The organism is Pseudomonas sp. LBUM1646 (assembly GCF_059716165.1).
In genome coordinates this window covers 5,861,693-5,887,034 of the sequence record NZ_CP166810.1, presented here as the reverse complement: position 1 = coordinate 5,887,034, position 25,342 = coordinate 5,861,693, and the positions used below count along the sequence as shown (strand labels likewise).

Below are 25,342 nucleotides of genomic sequence, written 5' to 3'. Positions count from 1 at the left end.
CGGTCTCAGTTCACAGCGGACGTCGCTTCGACATGACGCGGTAATGTCACCCGGATACGGGTACCGCGTTGGCTTTGAACATCAGCCGGGCTGTCGATGGTGATTTGTCCATAATGCTCTTCAACGATGGAATAGACCAGTGCAAGGCCCAGACCGGTGCCTTCGCCAGGATCCTTGGTGGTGAAGAAAGGTTCGAACAATCTATCCATGATGTTCTTCGGAATTCCGCTGCCTTCGTCTTCCACGATCAGGTCGACCGTGTGTTCGCCGGCTTCGCTTTTGACCCGCACCGCACTGTGCGGCGGTGAGGCGTCGCGGGCGTTGGAGAGCAGGTTGATCAACACTTGGGCGAGCCGTTGGGGATCGCCTTCGACCCAGTGATCGGGGTCGCACAGGTTGTAGAACTGGACTTCGAAATTGCGCCGGTTCAGGGCCAGCAGGCCGATGGCATCCTGGGCCACTTCGGCCAGACAGACGGGCTCGTCGTTGTGCTGATGACTGCCGGCATGGGCGAAGCTCATCAACGACTGAACGATCCGCGACACGCGTTTGGTCTGCTCCAGAATCTGCCCGCTGATTTCCGTCAGCTCGGCGTCTTCCTCGCGTTCTTCGCGCAGGTTCTGCGCCAGGCAAGCGATGCCGGTGATCGGGTTGCCGATTTCATGGGCCACGCCGGCCGCCAGTCGACCAATGCTCGCCAGCCGCTCGGAGTGCACCAGTTTGTCTTCGAGCATCTGGGTTTCGGTCAGGTCTTCCACCAGCAGCACCAGGCCACTGTTGCCCGGCGCCAGCGGTTCATCGATCGCCGCTTTGTGCAGGTTCAGCCAGCGGGTCTGGCCATCGAGGGCCAGGTGCTGTTTGTGCAAGTGTTCGTCGGGCAGGTTGATGAAGCCTTGCAGCAGTTCTTTCCACGGATCGCCAATGGTGCTCAAGCGTGAACCGACCACGCGCTGCGCGGCGATTCCGGTCAGCTCTTCCATGGCTTTGTTCCACATCAGGATCTCTTGATCCTTGGCCAGGGAGCAGACGCCCATCGGCAGTTCCTGCAAGGTCTGGCGGTGGTAGCGACGCAAGGCATCGAGTTCGGCAGCCAGGCCGGTGAGGCGCGAGTGGTAGTCCTCGAGACGGCTTTCGATGAAATGGATATCTTCGGTGACGTAGTTTTCGCCGCCGGCCTTATAAGGCAGGAAGGTTTCGACCATGTCCTGGGCGACGCTCGGCCCCATCAGGCCGGACAGGTTGGCTTCGATGCGGTCACGCAAACGGCGCAAGGCGTACGGCCGGCGCTCGTCGAACGGCAGATAGAGATCGCGCAGGGCCTGTTCGACTTCTTTCTGCGCAGCTTTGGCACCCAAAGGTTTGGCCAGTTGCGTGGCGAATTCCTGGGGTGAGGCGGCGTGCAGTTCCCGACGTTGCGGGCGACGGACGTTGTCCACGGCGCAAGCTTCGGCGGCGCTGGCTTCTTCCGGGCTGGCGTTGGTGAACAGCGAGATCAGGGTGAACATCAGCACGTTGGCGGCCAGCGAGGCAATCGCCGCCATGTGCCAACTGGTGTCGTCGAGCACGTAGATCATGTTCAGCAGCGGAATGTAGAAACCCTGCAGATTGCCCACCAGCGGCATCAGCATGGTGACCATCCACACCAGGATCCCCGCGAGCAAACCGGCGATGAAGCCGCGACGGTTGGCGGTCGGCCAATACAGCACCGACAACACGCCCGGAAGGAATTGCAGGGTCGCCACGAAAGCGACGATGCCGAGGTTGGCCAGGTCTTGCTCCGCACCCAGCAACAGGTAGAAGCCGTAGCCAGCCATGATGATCGCGACGATCAGCGCTCGGCGGGTCCACTTCAGCCAGCGGTAGATATTGCCTTCGGCCGGCGGCTGATACAGCGGAAGCACCAAATGGTTAAGCGCCATCCCGGACAGCGCCAGGGTGGTGACGATGATCAAACCGCTGGCCGCCGACAAACCGCCGACATAAGCCAATAGCGCCAGGGCCTTGTTGTTGGCGGCGATGCCGATGCCGAGGGTGAAATATTCCGGGTTGGTGGTGGCGCCCAGTTTCAGCCCGGCCCAGAGAATCAGCGGTACCGCCAGGCTCATCAGCAACAGGAACAGCGGCAAGCCCCAGCTCGCACTGACGAGCGAGCGCGGATTGAGGTTTTCGGTAAAGGTCATGTGGTACATGTGCGGCATCACGATCGCCGAGGCGAAGAACACCAACAACAGTGTGCGCCAAGGACCTTCCTGCAAAGGTGTGTGCAGGGCGGCGAGGGCAGTCTGGTTTTGCAGCAACCAAAGCTCAAGCTGTTGCGGGCCGTCGAACACGCCGTACAACGCGTACAAACCAACGCCGCCGATGGCGATCAGCTTGATCACCGATTCGAAGGCAATCGCGAACACCAGGCCTTCGTGTTTCTCCCGCGTCGCAATGTGGCGCGAGCCGAAGAAGATCGTGAACAGAGTGATGAGGGCGCAGAAACTCAGGGCTACGCGGTGCTGCACCGGCTCGCGGGTGAGGATACCGATGGAGTCGGCCACGGCTTGAATCTGCAACGCCAGCAGCGGCAGGACGCCGATCAGCATGAAGATCGTGGTCAGCGCACCGGCCCAGGTGCTGCGGAAGCGGAAGGCGAACAAGTCCGCCAGCGACGACAGTTGATAGGTACGGGTGATCTTCAGGATCGGGTACAGCAACACCGGCGCCAGCAGAAACGCGCCGGACACCCCGAGGTAACTGGAGAGAAAGCCATAGCCGTACTGATAGGCCAGACCGACCGTGCCATAAAACGCCCACGCACTGGCGTAAACCCCAAGCGACAGCGTGTAAGTCAGCGGGTGGCGAATGATCGCCCGGGGGATCATGCCCCGTTCGCTGATCCAGGCAACGCCGAACAACACCGCCAGGTACGCGGCGCTGATCAGGATCATCTGGGTCAGGCTAAAGCTCATCGGCATCTTTTTGGCTCTGCAGGATGAAGGTCACGACGATCAGAATCAGCCAGAGCAGATAAGGGCGATACCAGGCGCCAGTGGCGTCGATCCACCAATCCATGATGGCCGGGGAGAACAGATAAATCCCCACTACCAAAAGCAGGACCAAGCGATAGATGTACATCCCGGCCTCTCTTTTTTATGCGCGTGCCCGAAAACGTGCGGCGATGGTAACGGATGGCGGCGCGACTGCAAGTGCCATCACTGCAGTTGCGCTTCGGGCAGGGTCAGTGTGCGCGGGATCTGTGCGGCATCCCAGTGGGCGATGCCCCAATCCAGCACTTCCCGTGGAGTGGCGTAGGCCAGTTCGTTCCCCGGATTCTGCCCCAGCGCCCGCAGTGCCCGCAGTAACAGCGGCGTGGCCTGATCTTCTGCCAGTGGCGGCGAACGGTAGGACTTGCCGAGTTTGTTGCCGTCCGGCTGGATAATCAGCGGCACGTGCAGGTAACGCGGCTGGCGCAGGCCCAGCAGTTCTTGCAGATACAGTTGGCGCGGTGTGGAGTCGAGCAGGTCGGCGCCGCGCACGATATCGGTGATGCCCTGCCAGGCGTCATCGAGCACCACGGCCAACTGATAAGCGTATAGCCCATCGCGACGGCGAATCACGAAATCGCCCACCTCTCGGCCCAAGTGCTGGCGGAACTCGCCTTGCACCCGGTCGATGAAGTGGTACTCCAGCTCCGGCACGCGCAGGCGGATGGCGGCGTCTTCGGTGCCATGCCCGGCGTTGCGGCACAGGCCGGGATAGATGCCGTGATACGGCTCCAATTGTTTGCGCGAACAGGTGCAGGCGTAGGCCAGGCCATGATTTAACAGGCGATTGAGCACTTCGGCGTAGGCGTCGTGGCGATCGCTCTGGCGCACCAATTCGCCGTCCCACTCGAAACCGTAGCTTTCCAGGGCGTTGAGAATGGCAGCCTGGGCGCCGGGCTCTTCCCGTGGCGGGTCGAGGTCTTCCATGCGCATCAGCCAACGGCCACCCACTGAGCGGGCGTCAAGGTACGAGGCCAGCGCGGCGACCAGGGAGCCGAAGTGCAAATGACCGCTGGGCGTGGGGGCGAAGCGACCGATGTAGGGAGAGGAGGCGATGGCAGTCATGGGCAGTATTTAAAGCCAAAAAACATCAGAAACAAAAACGGAGCGTTCGCACGCTCCGTTTTTCGTTCAAGTCGAGATTACTTGCCGACTTGCTTTTCCTTGATTTCCGCCAGGGTCTTGCAGTCAACGCACATGTCGGCGGTAGGGCGGGCTTCCAGTCGCTTGACGCCAATTTCGACGCCGCAGGACTCGCACCAGCCATATTCTTCGTCTTCGATCAATTGCAGTGTCTTGTCGATCTTCTTGATCAACTTGCGCTCACGGTCGCGGGCACGCAATTCAAGGCTGAATTCTTCTTCCTGGCTGGCACGATCTGCCGGGTCAGGGAAGTTGGCCGCTTCGTCTTTCATGTGATCAACCGTACGGTCGACTTCCTGCATCAAGTCCTGTTTCCACTTATTCAGGATCTTGGTGAAGTGAGCGCGCATGGGTTTGCCCATGTACTCCTCGCCCTTAACTGCTACGTAGGGTTCGAAGCCGCTGATCGACTGGTTTTGCTGCTTTGCTTGGGTGGGCATGAAATGGACCGCCTCTACTCTTGTAATCCATTGCGCAGGATTGCTCCATCACCGACACCTGCCGGCCCTGCGGCTGCAAGCGGGCGAACTTACCAGATCAAAACGGGCCGCGCTACTCCCGGATGTCGAGGTAGTGGCCCGCGAGGCTTGCAAATGGTTGCAAAGCCTTGTCTGGTGGTGTTGGAGACCTGATCAAATATTGATTTTAGTCAAACCTGAGACACTCGCTCGAGTCGTTTATGACCCCGGTTATAACGCCTCTGACCGCTTTAGGTTCTCGCTCGTTCCAGTGCATGGGTAGAATCGATTCTTTTCCCCGTTGAAGGAAGGCTAATGGCTCAGCCCTACAGTGCGCGCAGTCGTGCGATCGAACCGTTCCATGTCATGGCGCTGCTGGCGCGGGCCAATGAACTGCAAGCCGCCGGCCACGACGTGATTCACCTGGAAATCGGCGAGCCGGACTTCACCACTGCCGAGCCGATCATCCAGGCTGGCCAGGCTGCGCTGACCGCGGGCAAGACCCGTTACACCGCAGCCCGGGGCATTCCCGAATTGCGCGAGGCCATTTCCGGGTTCTATCAAACACGTTACGGGCTGAACATCGATCCACAGCGAATTCTTGTCACGCCGGGCGGCTCCGGCGCCTTGCTGCTGGCCAGCGCCTTACTGGTCGATCCGGGCAAACACTGGCTGCTGGCGGACCCGGGCTACCCGTGTAACCGGCATTTCCTGCGGCTGGTGGAAGGCGCGGCGCAGTTGGTTCCTGTAGGTCCGGACGTACGTTATCAACTGACCCCGGACCTGGTGGCACGGCATTGGGATCAGGACAGCGTCGGCGCCTTGGTGGCTTCGCCGGCCAACCCGACCGGGACCATCCTGACCCGCGATGAGTTGGCCGGTTTGTCCGCAGCCATCCAGCAGCGCCACGGCCATCTGGTGGTGGACGAGATCTACCACGGTCTGACCTATGGCACCGATGCCGCCAGCGTGCTGGAAGTCGATGACAGCGCCTTCGTCCTGAATAGTTTTTCCAAGTATTTCGGCATGACCGGTTGGCGCCTCGGCTGGCTTGTGGCGCCGGAAGCGGCGGTCGGCGAACTGGAAAAACTCGCGCAGAACCTCTACATCAGCGCCCCAAGCATGGCCCAGCACGCCGCATTGGCCTGTTTCGAGCCCGCCACCATTGCCATCCTGGAAGAGCGCCGCGCCGAATTCGGTCGTCGTCGCGACTTTCTATTACCGGCCCTGCGTGAACTCGGTTTCGGTATCGCCGTGGAGCCAGAAGGGGCGTTCTATTTGTACGCTGATATCAGCCAGTTCGGCGGCGATGCCTTCGCGTTCTGCCGACATTTCCTTGAAACCGAACATGTGGCGATCACCCCGGGCCTGGACTTCGGCCGTTACCAAGCAGGGCATCATGTGCGATTTGCCTACACCCAAAGCCTGCCGCGCTTGCAGGAAGCGGTGGAGCGTATCGCTCGTGGCTTGAAGAGCTGGCAAGGCTGATGCGTTTTCATCCTCCCCTCGAAGAAGGTCGTCTGATCCGTCGTTACAAGCGTTTTCTCGCCGATATCGAAACCGTTAGCGGCGAGTTGCTGACCATTCACTGTCCCAACACCGGCTCGATGCTTAATTGCCAGGTCGAGGGCGGGCAAGTCTGGTTCAGTCGCTCCAACGACCCCAAGCGCAAGCTCCCCGGCACTTGGGAAATCGGTGAAACCCCGCAAGGGCGGTTGTTTTGCGTCAACACCGGCCGCGCCAATAGCTTGGTCGAAGAGGCATTGCGCGCCGGGGTGATCACCGAGCTGAACGGCTTTACCGAATTGAAGCGCGAAGTGGCCTACGGTCAGGAACGCAGCCGCATCGATTTCCGCCTCGATTACCCGAGCGGGCCGGCTTATGTGGAAGTCAAAAGCGTCACGCTGGGCTATGACGGTACAGCGGTGGCGGCGTTTCCCGATGCGGTGACCCAGCGCGGCGCCAAGCATTTGCGGGAATTGGCGCATCTGGCCCGGGACGGGATTCGCGCGGTGCAGCTGTATTGCGTCAATCTCACTGGCATCGAGGCGGTGCGTCCGGCAGAAGAAATCGATTCGGCCTACGCAGCTGCTTTGCGCGAGGCCGTGGCGTGCGGGGTTGAGGTGCTGGCTTATGGCGTGCGCCTGAGCCATGAAGAGATGGTGGTGGATCGGCGTCTGGAGGTGTTGCTCAACGGTTAAAGGTTGACCCAGATCCCTTGCGCATCTTCGCGGCAAGGGATCGCGGTCAGGGATTGTCCTGCACACGGGCCGGCGACGCATTCGCCGTCTTCGATCAGAAACAGTGCGCCGTGGGTGGCGCACTGGATCAGGCTGTTGCTCGGGTCCAGGAACTGGTCGGGCTTCCATTCCAGGCCGACACCACGGTGCGGGCAGCGGTTGATGTAGACGTAAACCTCACCCGCCCGGCGTACGGCGAAGAGCTTCTGGCCGTCGATGTCGAAACCGCGACTGCCGGCTTCGGCCAATTCTTGGCCTGGGCAAAGAAACTTCATGTATATCCTCAAGTATCGCAGCGCGTGACGAGATATGTCCGGGCTTGACGTGCAAATGCAAACAATTATCAAATGGCCGCCCGCCCATGGGTTGCGTGCGGTCTGCCGAGGATACTTGGCCTGTCCGCCTGATGCCCGGGAAAACCCTTTAAGGAAGCTGTTTATGCGCCTGAGTCCCCGCGTTGTCGCGCTATGTGTCGGGCTGCTGGTCAGTCACGAGGCTGCCGCGGCCGAGTTGCCGCAACGTTGGGTCAGTGCCGGTGGCGCCCTGTCGGAGTGGGTGAGTACGTTGGGCGGCGAATCGAAACTGGTCGGCGTCGATACCACCAGCCAGCATCCCGAATCCCTTAAATCGCTGCCGAGCATTGGTTATCAGCGTCAATTGTCGGCGGAAGGCATCTTGAGCCTGCGCCCGCAGATACTGGTCGGCACTGAGGAAATGGGGCCACCGCCGGTGCTTTCGCAGATTCGCAGCGCTGGCGTGCAGGTTGAATTGTTTTCCGCCCAGCCGGATTTGCCTGCCTTGAAAAATAATCTGGAACGCTTGGGCAAGCTGCTCGGCACTGAAGATCAGGCTTCGCAAGCGTGGCAGGTGTACCAACAGCAACTGGATCAGCAAAAAGCCCGGGTCTCCGAGACCCAGCTCAAACACAAAGCGCCGGGTGTACTGCTGCTGATCGGCAACGCGGGCGGCAAGCCGTTGATTGCCGGCAAGGACACTGCCGCCGATTGGTTGCTGCAACGGGCCGGTGGCCACAACCTGGCGACGCATACCGGCTACAAACCTTTTTCCAACGAATCCCTGGCCAGTCTGAATCCCGAGGTGCTGGTGTTCGCCGATCGCGCGCTGACCGGCGATGCAGCCCGTGCAGCGCTGTTCAAGGAAAACCCGATCCTGTCCTCGACCCGCGCGGCCAAGGACGGACGCGTCATGGAACTCGATCCGACCTTGCTGGTGGGCGGGCTGGGCCCGCGGCTGCCCGAGGCGCTGAAAAAACTCTCTGACGGTTTCTACCCCGGCGCGACCGGCCAATGACCACGCTGGTTAAACCTCGCGCACTGTTTATTGGCCTGAGCCTGCTGTGTTTGCTGGCGATCTGGCTGTCGTTGGCCCTTGGCCCGGTGAGCTTGCCGCTGCTCGATACCTTGCGTGCGGCGCTGCGGCTGCTCGGTTTGCCGATTGCCCCGGATGGGTTGGAGCAGGCAGAACTGATTCTCGGGCAAATTCGTCTGCCGCGAACCCTGTTGGGCTTGGCGGTCGGTGGTGTATTGGCGTTGTCCGGGGTGGCGATGCAGGGGTTATTTCGTAATCCGCTGGCCGATCCGGGGCTGGTCGGGGTTTCCAGTGGCGCGGCGTTGGGCGCGGCGATTGCGATTGTCGGTGGCTCGGCGTTCGGTGGTTTGCCTGAAGCCTTCGGGCCTTATCTTTTATCGTTGTGTGCGTTTCTCGGTGGGCTCGGGGTGACGGCGCTGGTGTATCGACTCGGTCGGCGCAATGGGCAGACTAATGTCGCAACCATGCTGCTCGCGGGTATCGCGCTGACGGCGCTGGCTGGTTCTGCCGTGGGTTTGTTCACCTATCTGGCAGATGACGCGACCCTGCGTACATTGACGTTCTGGAACCTGGGCAGCCTCAATGGCGCCAGTTACTCGCGGCTCTGGCCGTTGCTGTTGGTCACGGCCGGCGTGGCGCTGTGGCTACCGCGCCGGGCCAAGGCGTTGAATGCGTTGTTGCTCGGCGAGTCGGAGGCCGGTCACCTGGGCATTGATGTCGAAGGGCTCAAGCGCGAATTGGTGTTCTGCACCGCGCTGGGTGTCGGCGCGGCGGTGGCGGCGGCGGGGATGATCGGCTTTGTCGGGTTGGTGGTGCCGCATCTGGTGCGGCTGCTGGCGGGGCCGGATCATCGGGTGCTGTTGCCGGCCTCGGTGCTGGCGGGGGCGAGTCTGCTGTTGTTCGCCGATCTGGTGGCGCGACTGGCCTTGGCGCCGGCCGAGTTACCGATCGGTATCGTCACCGCCTTCATAGGCGCGCCGTTCTTTCTGTTCCTGCTTCTCAGGAGGCCTGCCTGATGTTGCGCACGGAAAACCTGTTGATCCGCCGGGGCAGCAAAACCGTGCTGGCGGGCATCACGCTTGAACTAAAGCCAGGTGAAGTCCTCGGTGTGCTGGGGCCGAACGGTGCCGGCAAAAGTACGTTGCTCGGTGCTTTATGCGGTGAGTTGCATCCCGATGAGGGGCGCGTCTGGCTGGATAAACAAGAGTTGCGGCATTGCACCGGTCCTCAGCGTGCCCAACGGCTGGCGGTGTTACCGCAGGTGTCGACCCTGGACTTCGGCTTTCGCGTCGAGGAAGTGGTCGCCATGGGCCGTTTGCCCTATCAAAGTGGCCGTGTGCGCGATGACGAAATTGTCGCCGCGGCACTGGGCGCCGCCGATGCCGGGCATTTGAGCGGTCGCAGCTATTTGGCTCTGTCCGGCGGCGAGCGCCAGCGGGTGCATTTGGCGCGAGTGCTGGCGCAGCTCTGGCCGGGGGAGGCGGGGCAGACGCTGTTGCTGGATGAGCCGACCTCGATGCTCGATCCGTTGCATCAGCACACCACTTTGCAAGCCGTGCGCGAGTTCGCTGATCGCGGTGCGGCAGTCATGGTGATCTTGCATGATCTGAACCTGGCGGCGCGGTATTGTGATCGCCTGTTGCTGCTCGAAGGCGGGCGCCCGGTGGCGCTGGATACACCGGAGCAGGTGTTGCGTCCTGAGCCGCTCAAAGCCGTATTCGGGCTGGAAGTATTGGTGCAACTGCACCCGGAGCGTGGGCATCCGCTGATCATCGCCCGCTGAGCCATTCATCGAGGTGAGAACATGCGAGGGATTCTGCTGCTGGCTGCACTGTTGCTGAGTGCTTGTCAGCATGTGTCGGCGCCGCCACCGATCACGGGTGAGATTCGCGACTTGCGCAGCGGTCAGTCACTGACGGCGCAAGAACTGGTCGTACGGTTGGCCAAGCCTGAGCGGTTGATCGTCGGCGAGCAGCATGACAACCGCGATCACCATCAACTGCAATTGTGGTTGCTCCAGGAGCTGGGGCAGCAGCGCCCCCAAGGCAGCCTGCTGCTGGAAATGCTCACGCCCGATCAACAACCGCGCGTCGATGACGTGCGCCATGCCTCGACACTTCCAGCTGATTTGCCCGGGGCGTTGGCCTGGCAATCGGGTTGGGACTGGGATGTGTACGGGCCGATTGTGCGCTTCGCCTTGGATCAACCTTATCCACTGCTGGCGGCCAATCTCGACAACGCTGAAGTTCGTGCTTTCTACACCCAGCCAACGGCGGTGAGCGGTTCGCGCAGCAATGCCCCGTCGGTCAAGAAAGAGCTGCTGGAGCAAATCAGCGGCTCCCATTGCGGCCTGCTGCCCCAATCGCAAATGCCAGCGATGCTGGCGGTGCAGCAACAACGTGACCGGCGCATCGCCGAGCGGCTGCTCGCGGCACCCACACCGTCAATGCTGTTTGCCGGTGCGTACCATGCGCGCAAGGATGTCGGCGTGCCGCTTCATGTGCTGGACCTGGGAGAATCCGAAGCCCCCACCGTGTTGCTGTTGGCGCAGCAGGGCAGTGAAGTCACGTCCGCCATGGCCGATTTCGTCTGGTACACGCCTGCCACGCCGGCGCCGGATTATTGCGAAGAGATGCGCAAGCAGATGAGCCAGTAATCCCTTTTCCACAGGCAAAAAAAGACCCGGCAAGAGCCGGGTCAAATAACCGTGATTAGCCTGATGAGGAGATAATCTGAGAGTCCGAACCAAGGGCTTTTCAGAATATCGACCAGTCTCGCGACCAGTTGTGATAATCATAGCGATTCTCATTACCAAGTCAACCGCTGATTAGCTCATTTATTTTCAGTTGGACTGAAAGCCCCGTAATCATTGGGTTTAGCCTGGGTTTTTCTGCGAGCTCAACTGAGTGATCTGCTTATTGAGCAGGTCGATGCGCCGCGCCATGCTCTCGATCAGGCTGTGCGCGATCTTCGGATTGCTTTGCGTCAGGTTCAGAAACTGGTCCTTGGGAATCAGCATCACCGTACTCGGTTCGCGGGCGATCACACTGGCGTTGCGTTTCTCGCCGGTGAACACCGCCATGGCGCCGAAAATCTCATCCTTCGGGACATCGCCGACTTTGTGCCCGTCGACAAACGCTTCGGCGTGGCCTTCGATGATGACGAACACATGGTCCGCTTCATCGCCCTGTTGAATCAGCACTTCGCCACTGGCCACGCGCTGAAAGCCATGGGTGCTGCGGTACTCGGGTTGTTTCAGGCGGGCGACCGCGTCGGACAACAGGGCGGTCTGGCCGACCAGGTATTGCAGGAATAACTCCGAGCGCTGCGGCTCGGCATAAATATGCTGGAAAACCTCGGATCGCAGATAAGGAATCAAGGACAGCGGGCCATCACTGCGCAAGCGGCAATGCGGCAGCTCAACGCCCTGACGCAGGCCGACCAGATCGCCTTCATGCAAATAGAACAAGGGGCGATGGTCGACGCAGCCGTGCAACAGGCCGTTGTCGAGCAAGAACAGCTGATTGCCGGGCAATACCGTCGCGAGGTCGTCGACGGCAGAAAACTCAAGGGCCGGGCCACAGGGCGATAAACCCTCCAGCAACCGCGCGGGCAGGTTTTGCAGTCGATTGATCAGCGTGTCGGCGTAAGCCGGTTGTTCCCCGAGCAAGTACATGGCGATGGCGCCTGTTCAATTCTTGTGGCGTGAAGAGATGGCTTCCAATTGTTTGTTCAGGGCTTCCTTGCGTTCAGCGGGGATGTCGTTCCAGTGCACGTCCATCAGGGCGCCTTCGATTGCATACAGCAACACCTTGGACGCCCGGAACCCGCGCGTGCGCACGGCGCGATAAGCATCCACCGCCCCCAGGCGACGCAAGTCCGAGGCGCTGTGGATGCCCACGGCATGCAGCCACTGGGCCGACGTCTTGCCAAGATTCTTCAGGTGTTGCAGTTCATCATTCATCAAGCCTCCTTGCGACAGCCGAACGGAGCGTGGGCGAGCCTTTGAGGAGTGTAGCCATCAGTAGGAAAAGCGTGATTGTTTGGTCGGTTTCGAGGCAAAAGCTTCTAAGCGGCAAGCGCTTGGCGCGCAAGGAATGTCTGCGGACGCAGTAGGAGAAGGTGTTGGGAGTCAGTTTTTACGGCAGATAGCGCACAGCGTCCAGCGCAAGGCGGGAGCGCTGGACTTGTCAGGTGACGGTCGTTTTTAGCGGGTGCGATAACGCAGGCGTGTACCGAAGTTCATCGACATCAGAATCTCGTCGGCACTCAGCTCTGGCGGGAAGTAGGCGCCGGAGATTTGCGCATGGGCCAGGCTCGCGCCTTCAAGGGACGCATTGCGAAAGTCGATGCCGCGCAAGTCGGCGGAACGGAAATACGCATCGGTAAAGTCAACGCCATCGGCGTTCAGCTCGCGCAGGTCAAGACCACGGAAATCGCCACCGACCATGTCGATCGGGCCGTCCGTAGGGCGCTCTTTGTTGAAACCTGTGATGTCGTCTTTGTGCAGCAAGGCGTAAAGCGGGGTGTCGAGAAGTTTCGGCTGGCTCATGTCACATCACCTGTTGGTTTTATGACGCCAGTATAGTGCCACTATTTGACAGCCGTGAAGCCAGCGAAGGCTCCACGGCTGAAATAGTTTCTTACAGGCCCGGCATGCGTTGGCGAATCTGCGCCACAACGGTGTCGAGAGTCCCGCTTTCATTGGTTTGAACGCGCTTGCTGCAAAGAATCTCAGCTGGCGTCAGCGCTTCACGACTGGCTTGCTGATCGGCGATAACGGCCAGGTTGGCGTCGGACGGATCCTTTTTGTCTGCCTGACGCAGGGCCAGCCAGCTCTCGATCACGGCTTGCGGCGCATTGCAGTCCAGGATCAGGAACGGTGCACCGGTGGCTTCGGCAATTTTTGCCGCGCCGTCACGCTGGTCGCGTTTGAGGTAGGTCGCATCGATCACCACCGGGAAACCGGCGCGCAGGATCACCGAGGCGATGTCATGCAGGCGAGTGTAGGTCGCGGCGCTGGCGTCAGCGCTATAGATGCCGGCCTGTGGATCGTTCGGTACGGTTTGTTCACCGAACAGACGCTTGCGTTCCACATCCGAGCGCAGACGAACGGCGCCCAGCGCTTCCACCAGACGCATGGCCACGCGGCTTTTGCCGACAGCGGAAACGCCGTGGGTAATCGCCAGGAAACGCGAAGGGATGGTGCTGTAGCTTTCCGCCAGGTTGGCGTAGTTGCGGTACTGGCGCAGGGTCGTGGCGCGCTGCACCGGATCGGCTTCGGCCGGCATGCTGAACAGGCTGACCTTGGCGCGGACCAGGGCGCGGTAGGCTTTATAGAAGTTCAGCAGCTCAAGGCCCTGATAATCGCCGGTCAGCTCCAGGTACTGGCTGATGAAACGGCGCGCCAGGCTTTTCAGGCCGCGGTCTTCCAGGTCCATCGCCAGGAAACCGGTGTCGGCGTAGACGTCGGTGAAGCGGAACGGCTCGTTGAATTCGATGCAGTCGAAGATCACGACGTTGCCGTCGATCACGGTGGCGTTGCCCAGGTGAATGTCACCGTGGCATTCGCGGATGAAGCCGTCGGTCTTACGTTGGTTAAACAGTGGCTTCAAGCGTTCGAAGCTGCTTTCGGCCCAGGCTTGCAGAGCGTCGAGTTGCAACAGATCAGCCTTGTCGCTGAGGAACGGACGAATCTGCTCGAAGTTTTGGCGCACCGGTGCCATGACGCTGTCCGGGGTGCCGGCTTCGTGTTCGGCCGATACTTTCGGCGCAGTGAGGTGGAATTGCGCGATTTGCGCGGCCATTTCGTCGATGTGCGCGGTGGTCAGTTCGCCGTTGGCTTGCAGGGTGCTGAGTAATTGGCTTTGCGGGAACTGGCGCATCTTCAGCGCGTAATCGACCACCGGGCCATCACCGCCCAGTTGTGGGGCTTCGACGCTGCCGGTGATCGGCAACACTTCCAGATACAAATCGTTGGTCAGGCGCTGGTTCAAACGCAGCTCTTCGCCGCAGAAATGTTCGCGAGCGTCGAGGTTGGTGAAGTCGAGGAAGCCGAAATTCACCGGTTTCTTCACTTTATAAGCAAAGGGGCCCGTGAGGATGACCCAAGAGATATGGGTCTCGATAACCTGGAACCCGTCGACGGGATGCGGGTAGAGGGCCGGGTTTTGCAGGGCGGCGATCAGGGACTGGCTCACAGGCGATCCTTCAGAGTCTGGGGAAAATTCACGGCCGTCATTATGGCCGCAAGTCCGCCTGACGCAAACCTCGGCGGGCTCCTGTTGAGTATGAATAAAGTGCGTATAATCCGCCGCCATGACTCGTACTCGATCCCCTCGCAGCAAAAAAAAACCACCTTCCAAGGGGCTTAGCCCGTGGTTGAGCTGGGCCATTAAACTCAGCCTGGTCGGCCTCGTCGTGCTCGCCGGGTTCGCGGTTTACCTGGATGCCATCGTGCAGGAGAAGTTCTCCGGCAAGCGCTGGACCATTCCGGCCAAGGTCTATGCCCGCCCGCTTGAGCTGTTCACCGGCCAGAAGCTGAGCAAGGACGACTTCCTCACCGAACTCGATGCCTTGGGCTACCGACGCGAAGCCGTGAGCAACGGTCCCGGCGCTGCGGCGGTCAACGGCAATACCGTCGACTTGAATACCCGCGGCTTCCAGTTTTATGAAGGCATGGAGAAGCCCCAGCCCGTGCGGGTTCGGTTCTCCGGCGACTATGTGGCCGAGCTCTCTGCGACCAACGGCTCGAAGCTGTCTGTGGTGCGACTGGAGCCGCTGATGATCGGCGGGATTTATCCGAAAAACCTCGAAGACCGCATTCTGATCAAGATTGATCAGGTCCCGCCGTATCTGCTGGAAACCCTGGTTGCCGTGGAAGACCGGGACTTCTATCACCACTGGGGCGTATCGCCGAAGTCGATTGCCCGGGCCGTCTATGTCAACACCTCTGGCGGCAAGATGACCCAGGGTGGCAGTACGCTTACGCAACAATTGGTCAAGAACTTCTACCTGACCAGCGAACGCAGCCTGACCCGCAAGCTCACCGAAGCGATGATGGCGATGTTGCTTGAGTTGCATTACGACAAACGGGAAATTCTTGAGGCTTACCTCAATGAGGTATTCGTCGGTCAGGACGGCCAGCGAGCTGTGCACGGTTTCGGTCTGGCCAGTCAGTTCTTCTTCGGCCAGCCATTGTCCGAGTTGAAATTGCATCAAGTTGCCTTGCTGGTGGGCATGGTCAAGGGGCCGTCCTATTACAACCCGCGTCGTAACCCGGAGCGGGCGTTGGAGCGACGCAATCTGGTGCTCGATGTGCTTGAGCAACAGGGCGTTGCCACTGCCGAACAAGTCGCTGCCGCGAAGGCTATGCCTCTGGGCGTAACCACTCGCGGCAAACTGGCCGACAGCTCGTTCCCGGGCTTTATCGATCTGGTCAAACGTCAGCTGCGCGAAGACTATCGCGACGAAGACTTGACCGAAGAAGGCCTGCGGATCTTCACCAGTTTCGACCCGATCCTGCAGATGAAAGCCGAAGCATCGGTCAATGACACCTTTAAACGATTGTCCGGGCGCAAAGGTTCGGATGACGTCGAAGCCGCCATGGTGGTGACCAACCCGGAAACCGGTGAAGTCCAGGCCATGATCGGCAGTCGCCAGGCGAGTTTTGCCGGTTTCAACCGTGCACTGGATGCCGTACGACCAATCGGCTCGCTGATCAAGCCGGCGGTGTATCTGACCGCGCTTGAAAAACCGAGCCAGTACAGCTTGACCAGTTGGCTGTCGGACGATGCCTTCTCGGTGAAGGGCGCGGACGGTCAGGTCTGGAAACCGCAGAACTATGATCGCCGCTCCCACGGTACGGTGTTCCTGTACCAGGGGCTGGCGCATTCCTACAACCTGTCGACTGCGCGTCTCGGGCTGGAATTGGGCGTGCCAAATGTCCTCAAGACCTTGGCACGGCTGGGCGTGACTCGTGAGTTCCCGGCGTTCCCGTCGATGCTATTGGGCGCAGGTGGCTTGACGCCGATGGAAGTGGCGACCATGTACCAGACGCTGGCCAACGGCGGTTTCAATACGCCGATGCGCGGGATTCGCAGTGTGCTGACTGCCGAAGGCGAGCCGCTCAAACGGTATCCGTTCCAGATTCAGCAGCGTTTCGACCCGGCGTCGATTTTCCTGATCCAGAGCGCGATGCAGCGGGTCATGCGTGAAGGCACCGGCAGTTCGGTCTATAACGTGCTGCCGAAAACCCTGACGCTGGCGGGCAAGACCGGTACCAGTAACGATTCCCGGGACAGCTGGTTTGCCGGCTTCAGTCAGGATCTGCTGGCGGTGGTCTGGCTGGGGCGCGACGATAACGGCAAGACACCGTTCACCGGTGCCACCGGTGCGTTGCAGGTCTGGACCAGTTTTATGCGCAAGGCTGACCCGCTGCCGCTGGACATGCCGCAACCGGACAACATTGTTCAGGCATGGGTGGATTCGCGCACTGGGCAAGGCTCCGATGCCAACTGCCCAGGTGCGGTGCAGATGCCGTATATTCGCGGCAGCGAACCGCCTCCCGGCGCCGCTTGCGGTGGGGAAACCCCTGCTTCCGGCGAAACGGTGATGGATTGGGTCAAGGGCTGGATGAATTAAGCAAAGAGGGTTTCAAGTGAACAAGTGGTTGATTCCAGCGGTTACCGCCGTGGCTTTGCTCAGCGGTTGTTCCAGCGTGCAGCGCGGTTCGATCCCGGTTGTGGATTCCGGCAGCGCGGTTTCGAACAGTGAACGGATTCAGGCGAATGGCGGTTTCCGTCAGACGACCGTGAAGCGTCCGGCACAAGGCCAGACTCAGGCGATCCCGCAAGGTGATACCGGTGTGGTGGTGATGGTCCCTGGTGGTGGCGCCGTGAGTTCGGCACCGATCAGCACTTCGCCGATCACGCCTGGCCCGATTACGCCGGGTCCGATTGATACGTCGCCGGTTCAGTCCGCGCCGATCAATCAAGGCAGCTACAGCATGCCGTCGGCGCCGACCGGGATTCCATCGGCCAGCACCGGCGGTGGTTTGTCTGCCGACGAGCAACTGGACGGTCCAGTGTTGGCGTTGCTGACTACCGCGCAACAGCAACAGGCCGGTGGCGACCTCAACGGCGCGTCTTCCAGTCTGGAGCGTGCCCAGCGTGTTGCTCCGCGTGAACCGCAAGTGCTTTATCGCCTGGCGCAGGTGCGCATGGCTCAGGGCGATGCGCCACAGGCCGAGCAGTTCGCTCGTCGTGGCCTGACGTTCGCCAATGGCCGTCCGGATCTTCAGGCCAGCCTGTGGGAACTGATCGCTCAGGCCCGTGAGAAACAGGGCGATTCCGCCGGCGCCGCACTGGCCCGCCAGAAGGCCAAGGTTTCGCTGTGATGGATGCACGTTTCCCAAAGATTGCCGAGCAACTGCTGCTGATCGAGCGTGAGCTGCGGGTTCAGGGCTGGTGGGACGAGGTTTCGCCGAGTGTTGAAGCGTTGTCCAGCGTCGAGCCGTTTTCGGTCGACACCCTGGATTTCGAGCAATGGCTGCAATGGATCTTCCTGCCACGCATGAAGGCGATCCTCGAACAGGATCTGCCTTTGCCCAATGCGTCGGGCATCCAGGAGATGGCCGAAATGGTCTTCGCCGCGCGCAATGTCCAGGGCAAGGATCGGCAGCTTCAGGTCCTGCTCAAAGAGTTCGACCTGCTGATCACCGCCTCCCGCTGACGCCGATTTGTCGTAGGAGCCTGTAGGAGCTGTCGAGGGAACCGAGGCTGCGATCTTTTGATTTTGCGTTAAAACTAAAATCAAAAGATCGCAGCCTCGGTTCCCTCGTCAGCTCCTACATTCATTTCCAGCAAATCCCACGCGCACTATTGGCAATTATCCGCGATCTGCTTCTGTGCTTCGGTCATGCGCTCCTGACGTGTCTGGTCAGTCAGGCGGCGCATCTCGCCGTCAATTTCTTCCCGTAGTCGCGGATTGTTCTGCAGTTGAGCAAGGTTGGTCCGTGCCTGCTCGCAGAACACCTTGAGCTGAGCTTGCTGCTCGGCGACCTGCTTTTTCACGGTCTTATCGATGGCCTGCTGATCGCCCAGCACGTTGCTGCGCTCAGGCACGTTCGGCTTGCCTACGGGCGGGGCAGGCGTGACCACGGTGGTGGCCTGCTGACCCTGGGGTGGCTGGGCATCGAAGTGGGTCACCCCTTGGGCATCCACCCACTTGTAAATCTGACCGGCCATGCACACTGGGCTCAGGGTGATCAGCAGACTGGCGGTGAGGAAGAAGGTACGCATGCCATTTCCTTGTCATAAGTTGCGCAATTGAAGCTAACACACATGCTGTTTACGGGTTTTTTCTTGCGTTCTCATGTGCTTACTCACAATAAAGCACATAGACGACTTGACTTGCAGAGGACGAAACAGAAGAATCCAAAGTCCGCTGTAGAGGGACTGCCAGAAGCAGACCCACTCGGTAGATCATGAGGCGCATACCCGCGCCGACCTGTTACACCCGCAACGCGTTACCTCGCGCTGGGTGGGAAAGGCCCGCAACACTTGGGACGATCCCAATACTTGCTCAGTCAGTGCTGACGTAGTCGGCGACCACCGTCGCTCATGCTCTGCCGAGAAGTAAACCTATTAAGACCCGTCCTCGTTTGAGTGGACGGTATTCTGGCGTTTTAGAGGTGAACAACGTGGAGCTTTTATCTGGCGGTGAGATGCTCGTCCGCTTTTTGCGTGACGAAGGCGTCAAATATATCTACGGGTACCCCGGTGGTGCTCTTCTTCATGTCTACGATGCCCTGTTCAAAGAACCGGAAGTGACCCACATCCTGGTTCGTCACGAACAAGCGGCTACCCATATGGCTGACGGCTATGCCCGTGCCACCGGTAAAGCCGGCGTGGTACTGGTGACTTCCGGTCCTGGCGCAACAAACGCCATCACCGGGATCGCCACTGCCTATATGGACTCCATTCCAATGGTGGTCATTTCCGGCCAGGTGCCTAGCACCATGGTAGGTACCGACGCGTTCCAGGAAACCGACATGATCGGTATCTCCCGGCCGATCGTGAAGCACAGCTTCATGATCAAGCACGCTTCGGAAATCCCGGAAGTCATGAAGAAAGCGTTCTACCTGGCGCAATCCGGTCGTCCGGGTCCGGTCGTGGTCGATATCCCGAAAGACATGACCAACCCGGCCGAGAAGTTCGAATACATCTTCCCGAAAAAAGCCAAGCTGCGTTCCTACAGCCCGGCGGTTCGTGGTCACTCCGGGCAAATCCGCAAGGCTGCAGAAATGCTCCTGGCGGCCAAGCGTCCGGTGATGTACGCCGGCGGTGGCGTGATCCTCGGGGGTGGCTCCGCGCCGCTGACCGAATTGGCGAAGATGCTCAACCTGCCAGTGACCAATACCCTGATGGGTCTGGGTGCCTACCCTGGCACCGACCGTCAGTTCATCGGCATGCTCGGCATGCACGGCAGCTACACCGCCAACCTGGCGATGCACCACGCGGACGTGATCCTCGCCGTCGGTGCACGTTTCGATGACCGCGTGATCAACGGCCCGGCGAAGTTCTGCCCGAACGCCAAGATCATTCACATCGACATCGACCCGGCTTCGATCTCCAAGACCATCAAGGCCGACGTACCTATCGTTGGTCCGGTGGAGAGTGTCCTGAGCGAAATGGTCGCGATCCTCAAGGAAATCGGCGAGACCCCGAACAAGGAGTCCGTGGCCAGTTGGTGGAAGCAGGTGGATGAGTGGCGCGGTGATCGCGGCCTGTTCCCTTACGACAAGGGCGACGGCAGCGTCATCAAGCCGCAGACCGTGATCGAAACCCTGTGCGAAGTGACCAAGGGCGATGCCTATGTCGCTTCGGACGTGGGCCAGCACCAGATGTTCGCCGCGCAGTACTACACGTTCAACAAGCCGAACCGCTGGATCAACTCCGGTGGCCTGGGCACCATGGGCTTCGGTTTCCCGGCGGCCATGGGCATCAAGTTGAGCTTCCCGGATGCCGACGTCGTCTGCGTAACGGGCGAGGGCAGCATCCAGATGAACATCCAGGAACTGTCCACCTGTCTGCAATATGGCTTGCCGGTGAAAATCGTCATCCTGAACAACGGTGTTCTGGGTATGGTTCGCCAGTGGCAAGACATGAGCTACGGCAGCCGTCACTCGCACTCCTACATGGAATCGTTGCCTGACTTCGTCAAGCTGGCAGAGGCCTATGGTCACGTCGGCGTGCGCATCACCGAATCGAAAGATTTGAAGACGAAGATGGAAGAGGCGTTCGCCATGAAGGATCGTCTGGTGATCATCGATGTTTCGGTCGACACCAGCGAGCACGTCTACCCGATGCAGATCAAAGACGGCTCCATGCGCGATATGTGGCTGAGCAAGACGGAGCGTACTTAATCATGCGGCATATTATTTCCTTGCTTCTGGAAAACGAACCGGGCGCTCTGTCTCGTGTAGTCGGCCTGTTCTCGCAGCGCAACTACAACATCGAAAGCCTGACCGTGGCACCGACCGAAGACCCGACCCTGTCGCGTCTGACGTTGACCACTGTTGGCCATGATGAAGTGATTGAGCAGATCACCAAGAACCTGAACAAGCTGATCGAAGTGGTCAAACTGGTCGACCTGTCGGAGAGTGCTCACATCGAGCGCGAACTGATGCTGGTCAAGGTCAAGGCCACCGGCGCCCAGCGCGCCGAGATCAAGCGCACCACCGATATTTACCGTGGGCAGATCGTCGATGTCAGCGCCAGCGTGTATACCGTTCAACTGACCGGTACCAGCGACAAGCTCGACAGCTTCATTCAGTCCATCGGCACCGCATCGATTCTGGAGACCGTCCGTAGCGGCGTAACCGGTATTGCCCGCGGCGACAAAGTACTCAGCATCTAAACCAAATTAGCGAATGGCCCGAACGGCCTGGATATATAGGGGAATTTCATGAAAGTTTATTACGAAAAAGACTGCGACCTGTCGATCATCCAGGGCAAGAAAGTTGCCATCATCGGTTACGGTTCCCAGGGCCACGCTCAAGCGTGCAACCTGAAAGACTCCGGCGTTGACGTTACCGTCGGCCTGCGTAAAGGCTCGGCCACTGTTGCCAAGGCCGAAGCCCACGGCCTGAAAGTGACTGACGTTGCTTCCGCTGTTGCAGCTGCCGACCTGGTCATGATCCTGACCCCAGACGAGTTCCAGTCGGCCCTGTACAAGAACGAAATCGAGCCGAACATCAAGAAAGGCGCCACCCTGGCCTTCTCTCACGGTTTCGCGATCCACTACAACCAGGTTGTTCCGCGCGCTGACCTCGACGTGATCATGATCGCGCCGAAAGCACCGGGCCACACCGTGCGTTCCGAGTTCGTCAAGGGCGGCGGTATCCCTGACCTGATCGCTATCTACCAGGATGCGTCGGGCAACGCCAAAAACGTAGCACTGTCCTACGCTGCTGGCGTCGGTGGCGGTCGTACCGGCATCATCGAAACCACCTTCAAGGACGAGACCGAAACCGACCTGTTCGGCGAACAAGCCGTACTGTGCGGCGGTACCGTTGAACTGGTTAAAGCCGGTTTCGAAACCCTGGTTGAAGCTGGCTACGCGCCGGAAATGGCCTACTTCGAATGCCTGCACGAACTGAAGCTGATCGTTGACCTCATGTACGAAGGCGGTATCGCCAACATGAACTACTCGATCTCCAACAACGCTGAGTACGGCGAGTACGTGACCGGTCCGGAAGTGATCAACGCCGAATCCCGTCAGGCCATGCGCAATGCTCTGAAACGTATTCAGGACGGCGAATACGCCAAGATGTTCATCAGCGAAGGCGCAACCGGCTATCCTTCGATGACCGCCAAGCGTCGTAACAACGCCGCTCACGGTATCGAAATCATCGGCGAGCAATTGCGCTCCATGATGCCGTGGATCGGTGCCAACAAGATCGTCGACAAAGCCAAAAACTAAGTCGCTGTCTTGTACGGAAAACGCGGCCTAGGCCGCGTTTTTTCGTTTGGATCGCCGGTTCTGGTATAAAGCTGCATCGTTTGCGGCCGAACCGTCGTCCCAGACACCTGTCGAAACTTTCCACCCTGTTGCAAGGTAATGTCCATGAGCGAACGTCCCGAAGAGCCAAACCAGGCTCCTGACGCCGAAAGTCTGCTGCCCATCGATGAACACATCGAAGAAGGGCATGACGCTGAAGGTCGTAAAGTCCGGCATCGTGGTATCTATCTTCTGCCGAATCTGTTCACCACTGCGAACCTGTTCGCAGGGTTCTATTCCATCATCAATTCGATGAGTGCCCAGGCGGCCTTGAGCGCCGGCGACTCGATCGGCGCGAGCAAGTATTTTGCGTTTGCCGCCATCGCGATTTTCGTCGCCATGGTGCTCGACGGCCTTGATGGCCGCGTTGCGCGAATGACCAATACCCAGAGTGCCTTCGGCGCCGAGTACGATTCGTTGTCGGACATGGTCGCCTTTGGCGTTGCACCGGCGTTGCTGGCTTTCGGCTGGGCCCTGGGTGACATGGGCAAGGTCGGCTGGATGGTTGCCTTCATCTATGTGGCGGGTGCAGCTCTGCGTCTGGCCCGGTTCAACACTCAGGTCGGCACTGCGGACAAGCGCTACTTCATCGGTCTGGCCAGTCCGGCTGCTGCCGGTGTGGTTGCCGGGATTGTCTGGGCATTCAGCGATTACGGCATCCAGGGCTCCAAGATGTCGTTCCTGGTGGCCTTGATGGTTGCGGCTGCCGGCATGCTGATGGTCAGCAACATCAAGTACAACAGCTTTAAGGAGCTGGACTTGAAAGGGCGCGTTCCCTTTGTCGCAATCCTGGCGGTGGTGCTGGTGTTTGCCGTGGTCTTTAGTGACCCGCCGCGCATTTTGCTGCTGGTGTTCCTTGGGTATGCGGCCTCAGGCCCGGTGCAATACCTGTTACGTCTTCGTCGGCACAAAAACGCCGAGTGATGTAATTTCCCTCATACTCCGCAGTCTATTGGTGCATCTGTCCTCCAATGCTGCGGAGTAGCCATGCTGATCAAAGTCCCCAAAACGTCTGACTGCCATGAGTCGGACGTTACGCCTGAGTCCTTCTATCTATCTCGTCGCAATGTGCTCGGTGCTGCCGTGGCCGGGTTGGCCGTGGGCAGTCTGCCTCGTTGGGCCAGTGCTGACGATGCTGCACGCTATGCAGATGTTGAGCCCGGCAAGGCGCCTTCCTGGTTTGCCGAAAAGCTCCCTTCTACCAAATGGGGTGCGGTCAACGTCAAGGATGAGGCAATCACACCGTTCAAGGACGCGACCCACTACAACAACTTCTATGAGTTCGGTGCGGATAAAGGTGATCCGGCGGCCAATGCTGGTGCACTGAAGACCGAGCCGTGGAGCGTGGTGGTGGACGGGGAGGTGGGTAAGCCGGGGCGGTACGCACTGGAAGACTTCATGAAGCCTTATCAGTTAGAGGAGCGGATTTATCGACTTCGCTGTGTGGAGGCCTGGTCGATGGTCATTCCCTGGATAGGCTTTCCCATCTCGGCGTTGCTCAAGGAAGTCGAGCCCACTTCCAAGGCCAAGTACATTCGCTTCGAAACCCTGCAGGATCCCAAGAGCATGCCCGGGCAGCGCTCCGGTTTTGCCTTGATTGAATGGCCTTATGTAGAAGGGTTGCGTCTGGACGAGGCAATGAACCCGTTGGCGATTCTTGCGGTGGGCATGTATGGCCGGGAGTTGCCGAATCAGAACGGCGCGCCTCTGCGGTTGGTAGTGCCGTGGAAGTACGGCTTCAAGAGCGTCAAATCCATTGTGCGGATCAGCCTGGTGAGTGAACAGCCGAAGACGACCTGGCAGAGCATTGCTTCGGACGAGTACGGTTTCTATGCGAACGTGAACCCGGCGGTCGATCACCCGCGTTGGACCCAGGCACGGGAGCGGCGTTTGCCGAGTGGTCTGTTCAAGCCCAATGTGCGGGACACACAGATGTTCAACGGCTACTCGGATGAAGTCGCCTCTTTATATACAGGACTCGATTTGCGGAAGAACTACTGATGCGTTTTGCGGTTTGGCGGGTTTTTGTCTTTATAGCTATCGCGGTCTGGCCACTTCTTTGGTTGTATCAAGCCTGGGCGGATGTGCTCGGGCCTGATCCGGGCAAAGTCCTGGTTGATCGCTTGGGGCTGGGCACGCTTATCCTCCTGCTGATTACGTTAAGCATGACGCCTTTGCAGAAGCTGACCGGTTGGGCGGGGTGGATTGCTGTCCGCCGACAGCTGGGTTTGTGGTGCTTTGCTTATGTGGTACTGCATTTGAGTGGGTATACGGCGTTCATACTCGGGTTTGACTGGTCGCAACTGGGTGTCGAGTTGCGCAAGCGGCCTTACATTATTGTTGGGGCGCTGGGCTTTCTCTGTTTGTTGGCGTTGGCGGTAACGTCCAATCGTTACAGTCAGCGGCGTTTGGGTTCGCGTTGGAAGAAGCTGCATCGGCTGGTCTATGTGATTCTCGGGCTTGGGTTGCTGCATATGTTGTGGATTGTTCGCGCTGATCTGAAGGAGTGGGCTATCTATGCTTCTATAGGTGCATTGCTGATAGTGCTGCGTCTGCCTCCTGTGGCCCGTCGAATTCCACGTTTGACCGCTAAAAAGGCACCTTCTGCGAGAAAGGCGTAATTAAGGGTGACGGCAGATTCTGGAAGTCTATAATTCGCCCCACTTCCGGCGCAGTCGAAACGGAAAACTCCTTGGTAAACAAAGAGTTATGCGGTTTTCGGCAGCGAGTTGCTTCAGGTTATCGAAGCCCCGAAGGAGTTGATTGAGCGGTGTTGTTTGGCTCGGTCGACGGTTCGATCTTCTCGGTCGAAAGTAGCGGAAAAGAGGTGTTGACAGCAGCGAGTAACGCTGTAGAATTCGCCTCCCGCTAACGAGAGATCGGAAGCGCAAGTGGTTGAAGTTGCAAAGGAAACTTTGAAAGCTTCTGAAAATAACCGCTTGACAGTAACTGGTGCTGCTGTAGAATGCGCGCCTCGGTTGAGACGAAAGATCTTAACCACCCGCTCTTTAACAACTGAATCAAGCAATTCGTGTGGGTGCTTGTGGAGTCAGACTGATAGTCAACAAGATTATCAGCA

At 59.4% G+C, this 25,342-nt stretch carries 25 protein-coding genes; 15 read left to right on the top strand and 10 right to left on the bottom strand.

From position 1 onward, the window contains the following. Nucleotides 1-5: 5 nt before the first annotated feature. From ACA071_RS26835 to dksA, 4 genes are all read right to left on the bottom strand, one after another. Nucleotides 6-2,960 carry a sensor histidine kinase gene (locus ACA071_RS26835; protein ID WP_497641847.1) on the bottom strand — a complete coding sequence of 985 codons (2,955 nt, stop codon included), beginning with the start codon at nt 2,958-2,960 and terminating at the stop codon, nt 6-8. Continuing rightward, nucleotides 2,944-3,120 (bottom strand): hypothetical protein, encoded by a 177-nt coding sequence (locus ACA071_RS26830; RefSeq protein WP_003176118.1) that lies wholly within the window; start codon nt 3,118-3,120, stop codon nt 2,944-2,946. Before ACA071_RS26830 ends, ACA071_RS26835 begins: the two co-directional genes overlap by 17 nt. A 77-nt stretch (nt 3,121-3,197) precedes the next feature. Further along, a complete protein-coding gene (gene gluQRS, locus ACA071_RS26825) occupies nt 3,198-4,094 on the bottom strand; it encodes a tRNA glutamyl-Q(34) synthetase GluQRS (protein ID WP_497641846.1) in 897 nt (298 codons plus the stop codon). A 77-nt stretch (nt 4,095-4,171) separates the two neighbouring features. Further along, entirely contained in the window at nt 4,172-4,612 is a 441-nt protein-coding gene (dksA, locus tag ACA071_RS26820; protein ID WP_497641845.1) for an RNA polymerase-binding protein DksA, read from the bottom strand. Nucleotides 4,613-4,945: 333 nt separating this feature from the next. Between dksA and ACA071_RS26815 the strand changes: the two genes are divergently transcribed. Further along, nucleotides 4,946-6,118: a pyridoxal phosphate-dependent aminotransferase gene (locus ACA071_RS26815; protein ID WP_497641844.1), complete on the top strand. Its 1,173-nt coding sequence runs from the start codon at nt 4,946-4,948 to the stop codon at nt 6,116-6,118. Continuing rightward, nucleotides 6,118-6,831, top strand: a complete 714-nt coding sequence (gene sfsA, locus ACA071_RS26810) for a DNA/RNA nuclease SfsA (RefSeq protein ID WP_497641843.1) — start codon at nt 6,118-6,120, stop codon at nt 6,829-6,831. Before ACA071_RS26815 ends, sfsA begins: the two co-directional genes overlap by 1 nt. On the opposite strand, the gene ACA071_RS26805 is transcribed toward sfsA, so the two are convergent. Next, a complete protein-coding gene (locus tag ACA071_RS26805; protein WP_497641842.1) occupies nt 6,828-7,145 on the bottom strand; it encodes a Rieske (2Fe-2S) protein in 318 nt (105 codons plus the stop codon). The genes sfsA and ACA071_RS26805 overlap by 4 nt on opposite strands. Nucleotides 7,146-7,308: 163 nt before the next feature. On the opposite strand from ACA071_RS26805, the gene ACA071_RS26800 reads away from it, so the two are divergent. From ACA071_RS26800 to ACA071_RS26785, 4 genes are read left to right on the top strand one after another with little or no spacing between them, the layout of a single operon-like run. Next, complete coding sequence (locus ACA071_RS26800) at nt 7,309-8,181, top strand: heme/hemin ABC transporter substrate-binding protein (RefSeq protein ID WP_497641841.1); 873 nt, start codon at nt 7,309-7,311, stop codon at nt 8,179-8,181. 50 nt (nt 8,182-8,231) lie between these two features. Beyond that, the gene (locus ACA071_RS26795; protein WP_497645393.1) at nt 8,232-9,215 is read left to right on the top strand and encodes a FecCD family ABC transporter permease; all 984 of its coding nucleotides are present in this window, start codon (nt 8,232-8,234) and stop codon (nt 9,213-9,215) included. Further along, nucleotides 9,215-9,982: a heme ABC transporter ATP-binding protein gene (locus ACA071_RS26790; RefSeq protein ID WP_497641840.1), complete on the top strand. Its 768-nt coding sequence runs from the start codon at nt 9,215-9,217 to the stop codon at nt 9,980-9,982. Before ACA071_RS26795 ends, ACA071_RS26790 begins: the two co-directional genes overlap by 1 nt. A gap of 21 nt (nt 9,983-10,003) precedes the next feature. After that, nucleotides 10,004-10,855, top strand: coding sequence for a ChaN family lipoprotein (locus ACA071_RS26785; RefSeq protein WP_497641839.1), 852 nt, complete (start codon nt 10,004-10,006; stop codon nt 10,853-10,855). 219 nt (nt 10,856-11,074) lie between these two features. Here the strand turns inward: ACA071_RS26785 and ACA071_RS26780 are convergent, their stop codons facing one another. From ACA071_RS26780 to ACA071_RS26765, 4 genes are all read right to left on the bottom strand, one after another. Continuing rightward, nucleotides 11,075-11,875 carry a Crp/Fnr family transcriptional regulator gene (locus ACA071_RS26780; protein WP_497641838.1) on the bottom strand — a complete coding sequence of 267 codons (801 nt, stop codon included), beginning with the start codon at nt 11,873-11,875 and terminating at the stop codon, nt 11,075-11,077. A 15-nt stretch (nt 11,876-11,890) separates the two neighbouring features. Next, nucleotides 11,891-12,163, bottom strand: a complete 273-nt coding sequence (locus ACA071_RS26775) for a TfoX/Sxy family protein (RefSeq protein WP_007971093.1) — start codon at nt 12,161-12,163, stop codon at nt 11,891-11,893. Nucleotides 12,164-12,406: 243 nt separating this feature from the next. Then, nucleotides 12,407-12,751, bottom strand: coding sequence for a pentapeptide repeat-containing protein (locus ACA071_RS26770; RefSeq protein ID WP_497641837.1), 345 nt, complete (start codon nt 12,749-12,751; stop codon nt 12,407-12,409). Nucleotides 12,752-12,842: 91 nt separating this feature from the next. Beyond that, entirely contained in the window at nt 12,843-14,399 is a 1,557-nt protein-coding gene (locus ACA071_RS26765; protein WP_497641836.1) for a bifunctional aminoglycoside phosphotransferase/ATP-binding protein, read from the bottom strand. A 118-nt stretch (nt 14,400-14,517) separates the two neighbouring features. Here ACA071_RS26765 and mrcB point away from each other — a divergent pair, with 118 nt between their 5' ends. The 3 genes from mrcB to ACA071_RS26750 are packed head-to-tail and all read left to right on the top strand — an operon-like array spanning nt 14,518 to nt 17,931. Further along, the gene (gene mrcB / locus ACA071_RS26760; RefSeq protein ID WP_497641835.1) at nt 14,518-16,842 is read left to right on the top strand and encodes a penicillin-binding protein 1B; all 2,325 of its coding nucleotides are present in this window, start codon (nt 14,518-14,520) and stop codon (nt 16,840-16,842) included. 16 nt (nt 16,843-16,858) lie between these two features. Then, complete coding sequence (locus tag ACA071_RS26755) at nt 16,859-17,596, top strand: tetratricopeptide repeat protein (RefSeq protein ID WP_497641834.1); 738 nt, start codon at nt 16,859-16,861, stop codon at nt 17,594-17,596. Next, the gene (locus tag ACA071_RS26750; RefSeq protein ID WP_497641833.1) at nt 17,596-17,931 is read left to right on the top strand and encodes a YqcC family protein; all 336 of its coding nucleotides are present in this window, start codon (nt 17,596-17,598) and stop codon (nt 17,929-17,931) included. Before ACA071_RS26755 ends, ACA071_RS26750 begins: the two co-directional genes overlap by 1 nt. A 146-nt stretch (nt 17,932-18,077) precedes the next feature. Here the strand turns inward: ACA071_RS26750 and ACA071_RS26745 are convergent, their stop codons facing one another. Then, entirely contained in the window at nt 18,078-18,500 is a 423-nt protein-coding gene (locus ACA071_RS26745; RefSeq protein ID WP_497641832.1) for a DUF4124 domain-containing protein, read from the bottom strand. A gap of 401 nt (nt 18,501-18,901) precedes the next feature. On the opposite strand from ACA071_RS26745, the gene ACA071_RS26740 reads away from it, so the two are divergent. The 6 genes from ACA071_RS26740 to msrQ all read left to right on the top strand — a co-directional run bounded on the left by ACA071_RS26740 (nt 18,902) and on the right by msrQ (nt 24,884). Next, on the top strand, nt 18,902-20,626 hold the full coding sequence (locus tag ACA071_RS26740) for an acetolactate synthase 3 large subunit (protein WP_497641831.1): 1,725 nt from the start codon (nt 18,902-18,904) through the stop codon (nt 20,624-20,626). Nucleotides 20,627-20,628: 2 nt separating this feature from the next. Beyond that, nucleotides 20,629-21,120 (top strand): acetolactate synthase small subunit, encoded by a 492-nt coding sequence (ilvN, locus tag ACA071_RS26735; RefSeq protein WP_003176102.1) that lies wholly within the window; start codon nt 20,629-20,631, stop codon nt 21,118-21,120. 48 nt (nt 21,121-21,168) lie between these two features. Then, nucleotides 21,169-22,185: a ketol-acid reductoisomerase gene (gene ilvC, locus ACA071_RS26730; protein WP_007948647.1), complete on the top strand. Its 1,017-nt coding sequence runs from the start codon at nt 21,169-21,171 to the stop codon at nt 22,183-22,185. Between the two features lie 144 nt (nt 22,186-22,329). Next, on the top strand, nt 22,330-23,187 hold the full coding sequence (gene pssA, locus ACA071_RS26725) for a CDP-diacylglycerol--serine O-phosphatidyltransferase (protein WP_497641830.1): 858 nt from the start codon (nt 22,330-22,332) through the stop codon (nt 23,185-23,187). A 63-nt stretch (nt 23,188-23,250) separates the two neighbouring features. After that, nucleotides 23,251-24,264, top strand: a complete 1,014-nt coding sequence (gene msrP, locus ACA071_RS26720; RefSeq protein WP_497641829.1) for a protein-methionine-sulfoxide reductase catalytic subunit MsrP — start codon at nt 23,251-23,253, stop codon at nt 24,262-24,264. Then, nucleotides 24,264-24,884 carry a protein-methionine-sulfoxide reductase heme-binding subunit MsrQ gene (gene msrQ, locus ACA071_RS26715; RefSeq protein WP_497641828.1) on the top strand — a complete coding sequence of 207 codons (621 nt, stop codon included), beginning with the start codon at nt 24,264-24,266 and terminating at the stop codon, nt 24,882-24,884. The genes msrP and msrQ overlap by 1 nt, the downstream gene beginning before the upstream one ends. Nucleotides 24,885-25,342: the final 458 nt, after the last annotated feature.

What these genes read in the sequence shown, in the direction of transcription:
- ACA071_RS26835 (WP_497641847.1), bottom strand. Translation starts at nt 2,960, where the DNA reads ATGCCGATGAGCTTTAGCCTGACCCAGATGATCCTGATCAGCGCCGCG.
- ACA071_RS26830 (WP_003176118.1), bottom strand. Translation starts at nt 3,120, where the DNA reads ATGTACATCTATCGCTTGGTCCTGCTTTTGGTAGTGGGGATTTATCTG.
- gluQRS (WP_497641846.1), bottom strand. Translation starts at nt 4,094, where the DNA reads ATGACTGCCATCGCCTCCTCTCCCTACATCGGTCGCTTCGCCCCCACG.
- dksA (WP_497641845.1), bottom strand. Translation starts at nt 4,612, where the DNA reads ATGCCCACCCAAGCAAAGCAGCAAAACCAGTCGATCAGCGGCTTCGAA.
- ACA071_RS26815 (WP_497641844.1), top strand. Translation starts at nt 4,946, where the DNA reads ATGGCTCAGCCCTACAGTGCGCGCAGTCGTGCGATCGAACCGTTCCAT.
- sfsA (WP_497641843.1), top strand. Translation starts at nt 6,118, where the DNA reads ATGCGTTTTCATCCTCCCCTCGAAGAAGGTCGTCTGATCCGTCGTTAC.
- ACA071_RS26805 (WP_497641842.1), bottom strand. Translation starts at nt 7,145, where the DNA reads ATGAAGTTTCTTTGCCCAGGCCAAGAATTGGCCGAAGCCGGCAGTCGC.
- ACA071_RS26800 (WP_497641841.1), top strand. Translation starts at nt 7,309, where the DNA reads ATGCGCCTGAGTCCCCGCGTTGTCGCGCTATGTGTCGGGCTGCTGGTC.
- ACA071_RS26790 (WP_497641840.1), top strand. Translation starts at nt 9,215, where the DNA reads ATGTTGCGCACGGAAAACCTGTTGATCCGCCGGGGCAGCAAAACCGTG.
- ACA071_RS26785 (WP_497641839.1), top strand. Translation starts at nt 10,004, where the DNA reads ATGCGAGGGATTCTGCTGCTGGCTGCACTGTTGCTGAGTGCTTGTCAG.
- ACA071_RS26780 (WP_497641838.1), bottom strand. Translation starts at nt 11,875, where the DNA reads ATGTACTTGCTCGGGGAACAACCGGCTTACGCCGACACGCTGATCAAT.
- ACA071_RS26775 (WP_007971093.1), bottom strand. Translation starts at nt 12,163, where the DNA reads ATGAATGATGAACTGCAACACCTGAAGAATCTTGGCAAGACGTCGGCC.
- ACA071_RS26770 (WP_497641837.1), bottom strand. Translation starts at nt 12,751, where the DNA reads ATGAGCCAGCCGAAACTTCTCGACACCCCGCTTTACGCCTTGCTGCAC.
- mrcB (WP_497641835.1), top strand. Translation starts at nt 14,518, where the DNA reads ATGACTCGTACTCGATCCCCTCGCAGCAAAAAAAAACCACCTTCCAAG.
- ACA071_RS26750 (WP_497641833.1), top strand. Translation starts at nt 17,596, where the DNA reads ATGGATGCACGTTTCCCAAAGATTGCCGAGCAACTGCTGCTGATCGAG.
- ACA071_RS26745 (WP_497641832.1), bottom strand. Translation starts at nt 18,500, where the DNA reads ATGCGTACCTTCTTCCTCACCGCCAGTCTGCTGATCACCCTGAGCCCA.
- ilvN (WP_003176102.1), top strand. Translation starts at nt 20,629, where the DNA reads ATGCGGCATATTATTTCCTTGCTTCTGGAAAACGAACCGGGCGCTCTG.
- ilvC (WP_007948647.1), top strand. Translation starts at nt 21,169, where the DNA reads ATGAAAGTTTATTACGAAAAAGACTGCGACCTGTCGATCATCCAGGGC.
- pssA (WP_497641830.1), top strand. Translation starts at nt 22,330, where the DNA reads ATGAGCGAACGTCCCGAAGAGCCAAACCAGGCTCCTGACGCCGAAAGT.
- msrP (WP_497641829.1), top strand. Translation starts at nt 23,251, where the DNA reads ATGCTGATCAAAGTCCCCAAAACGTCTGACTGCCATGAGTCGGACGTT.
- msrQ (WP_497641828.1), top strand. Translation starts at nt 24,264, where the DNA reads ATGCGTTTTGCGGTTTGGCGGGTTTTTGTCTTTATAGCTATCGCGGTC.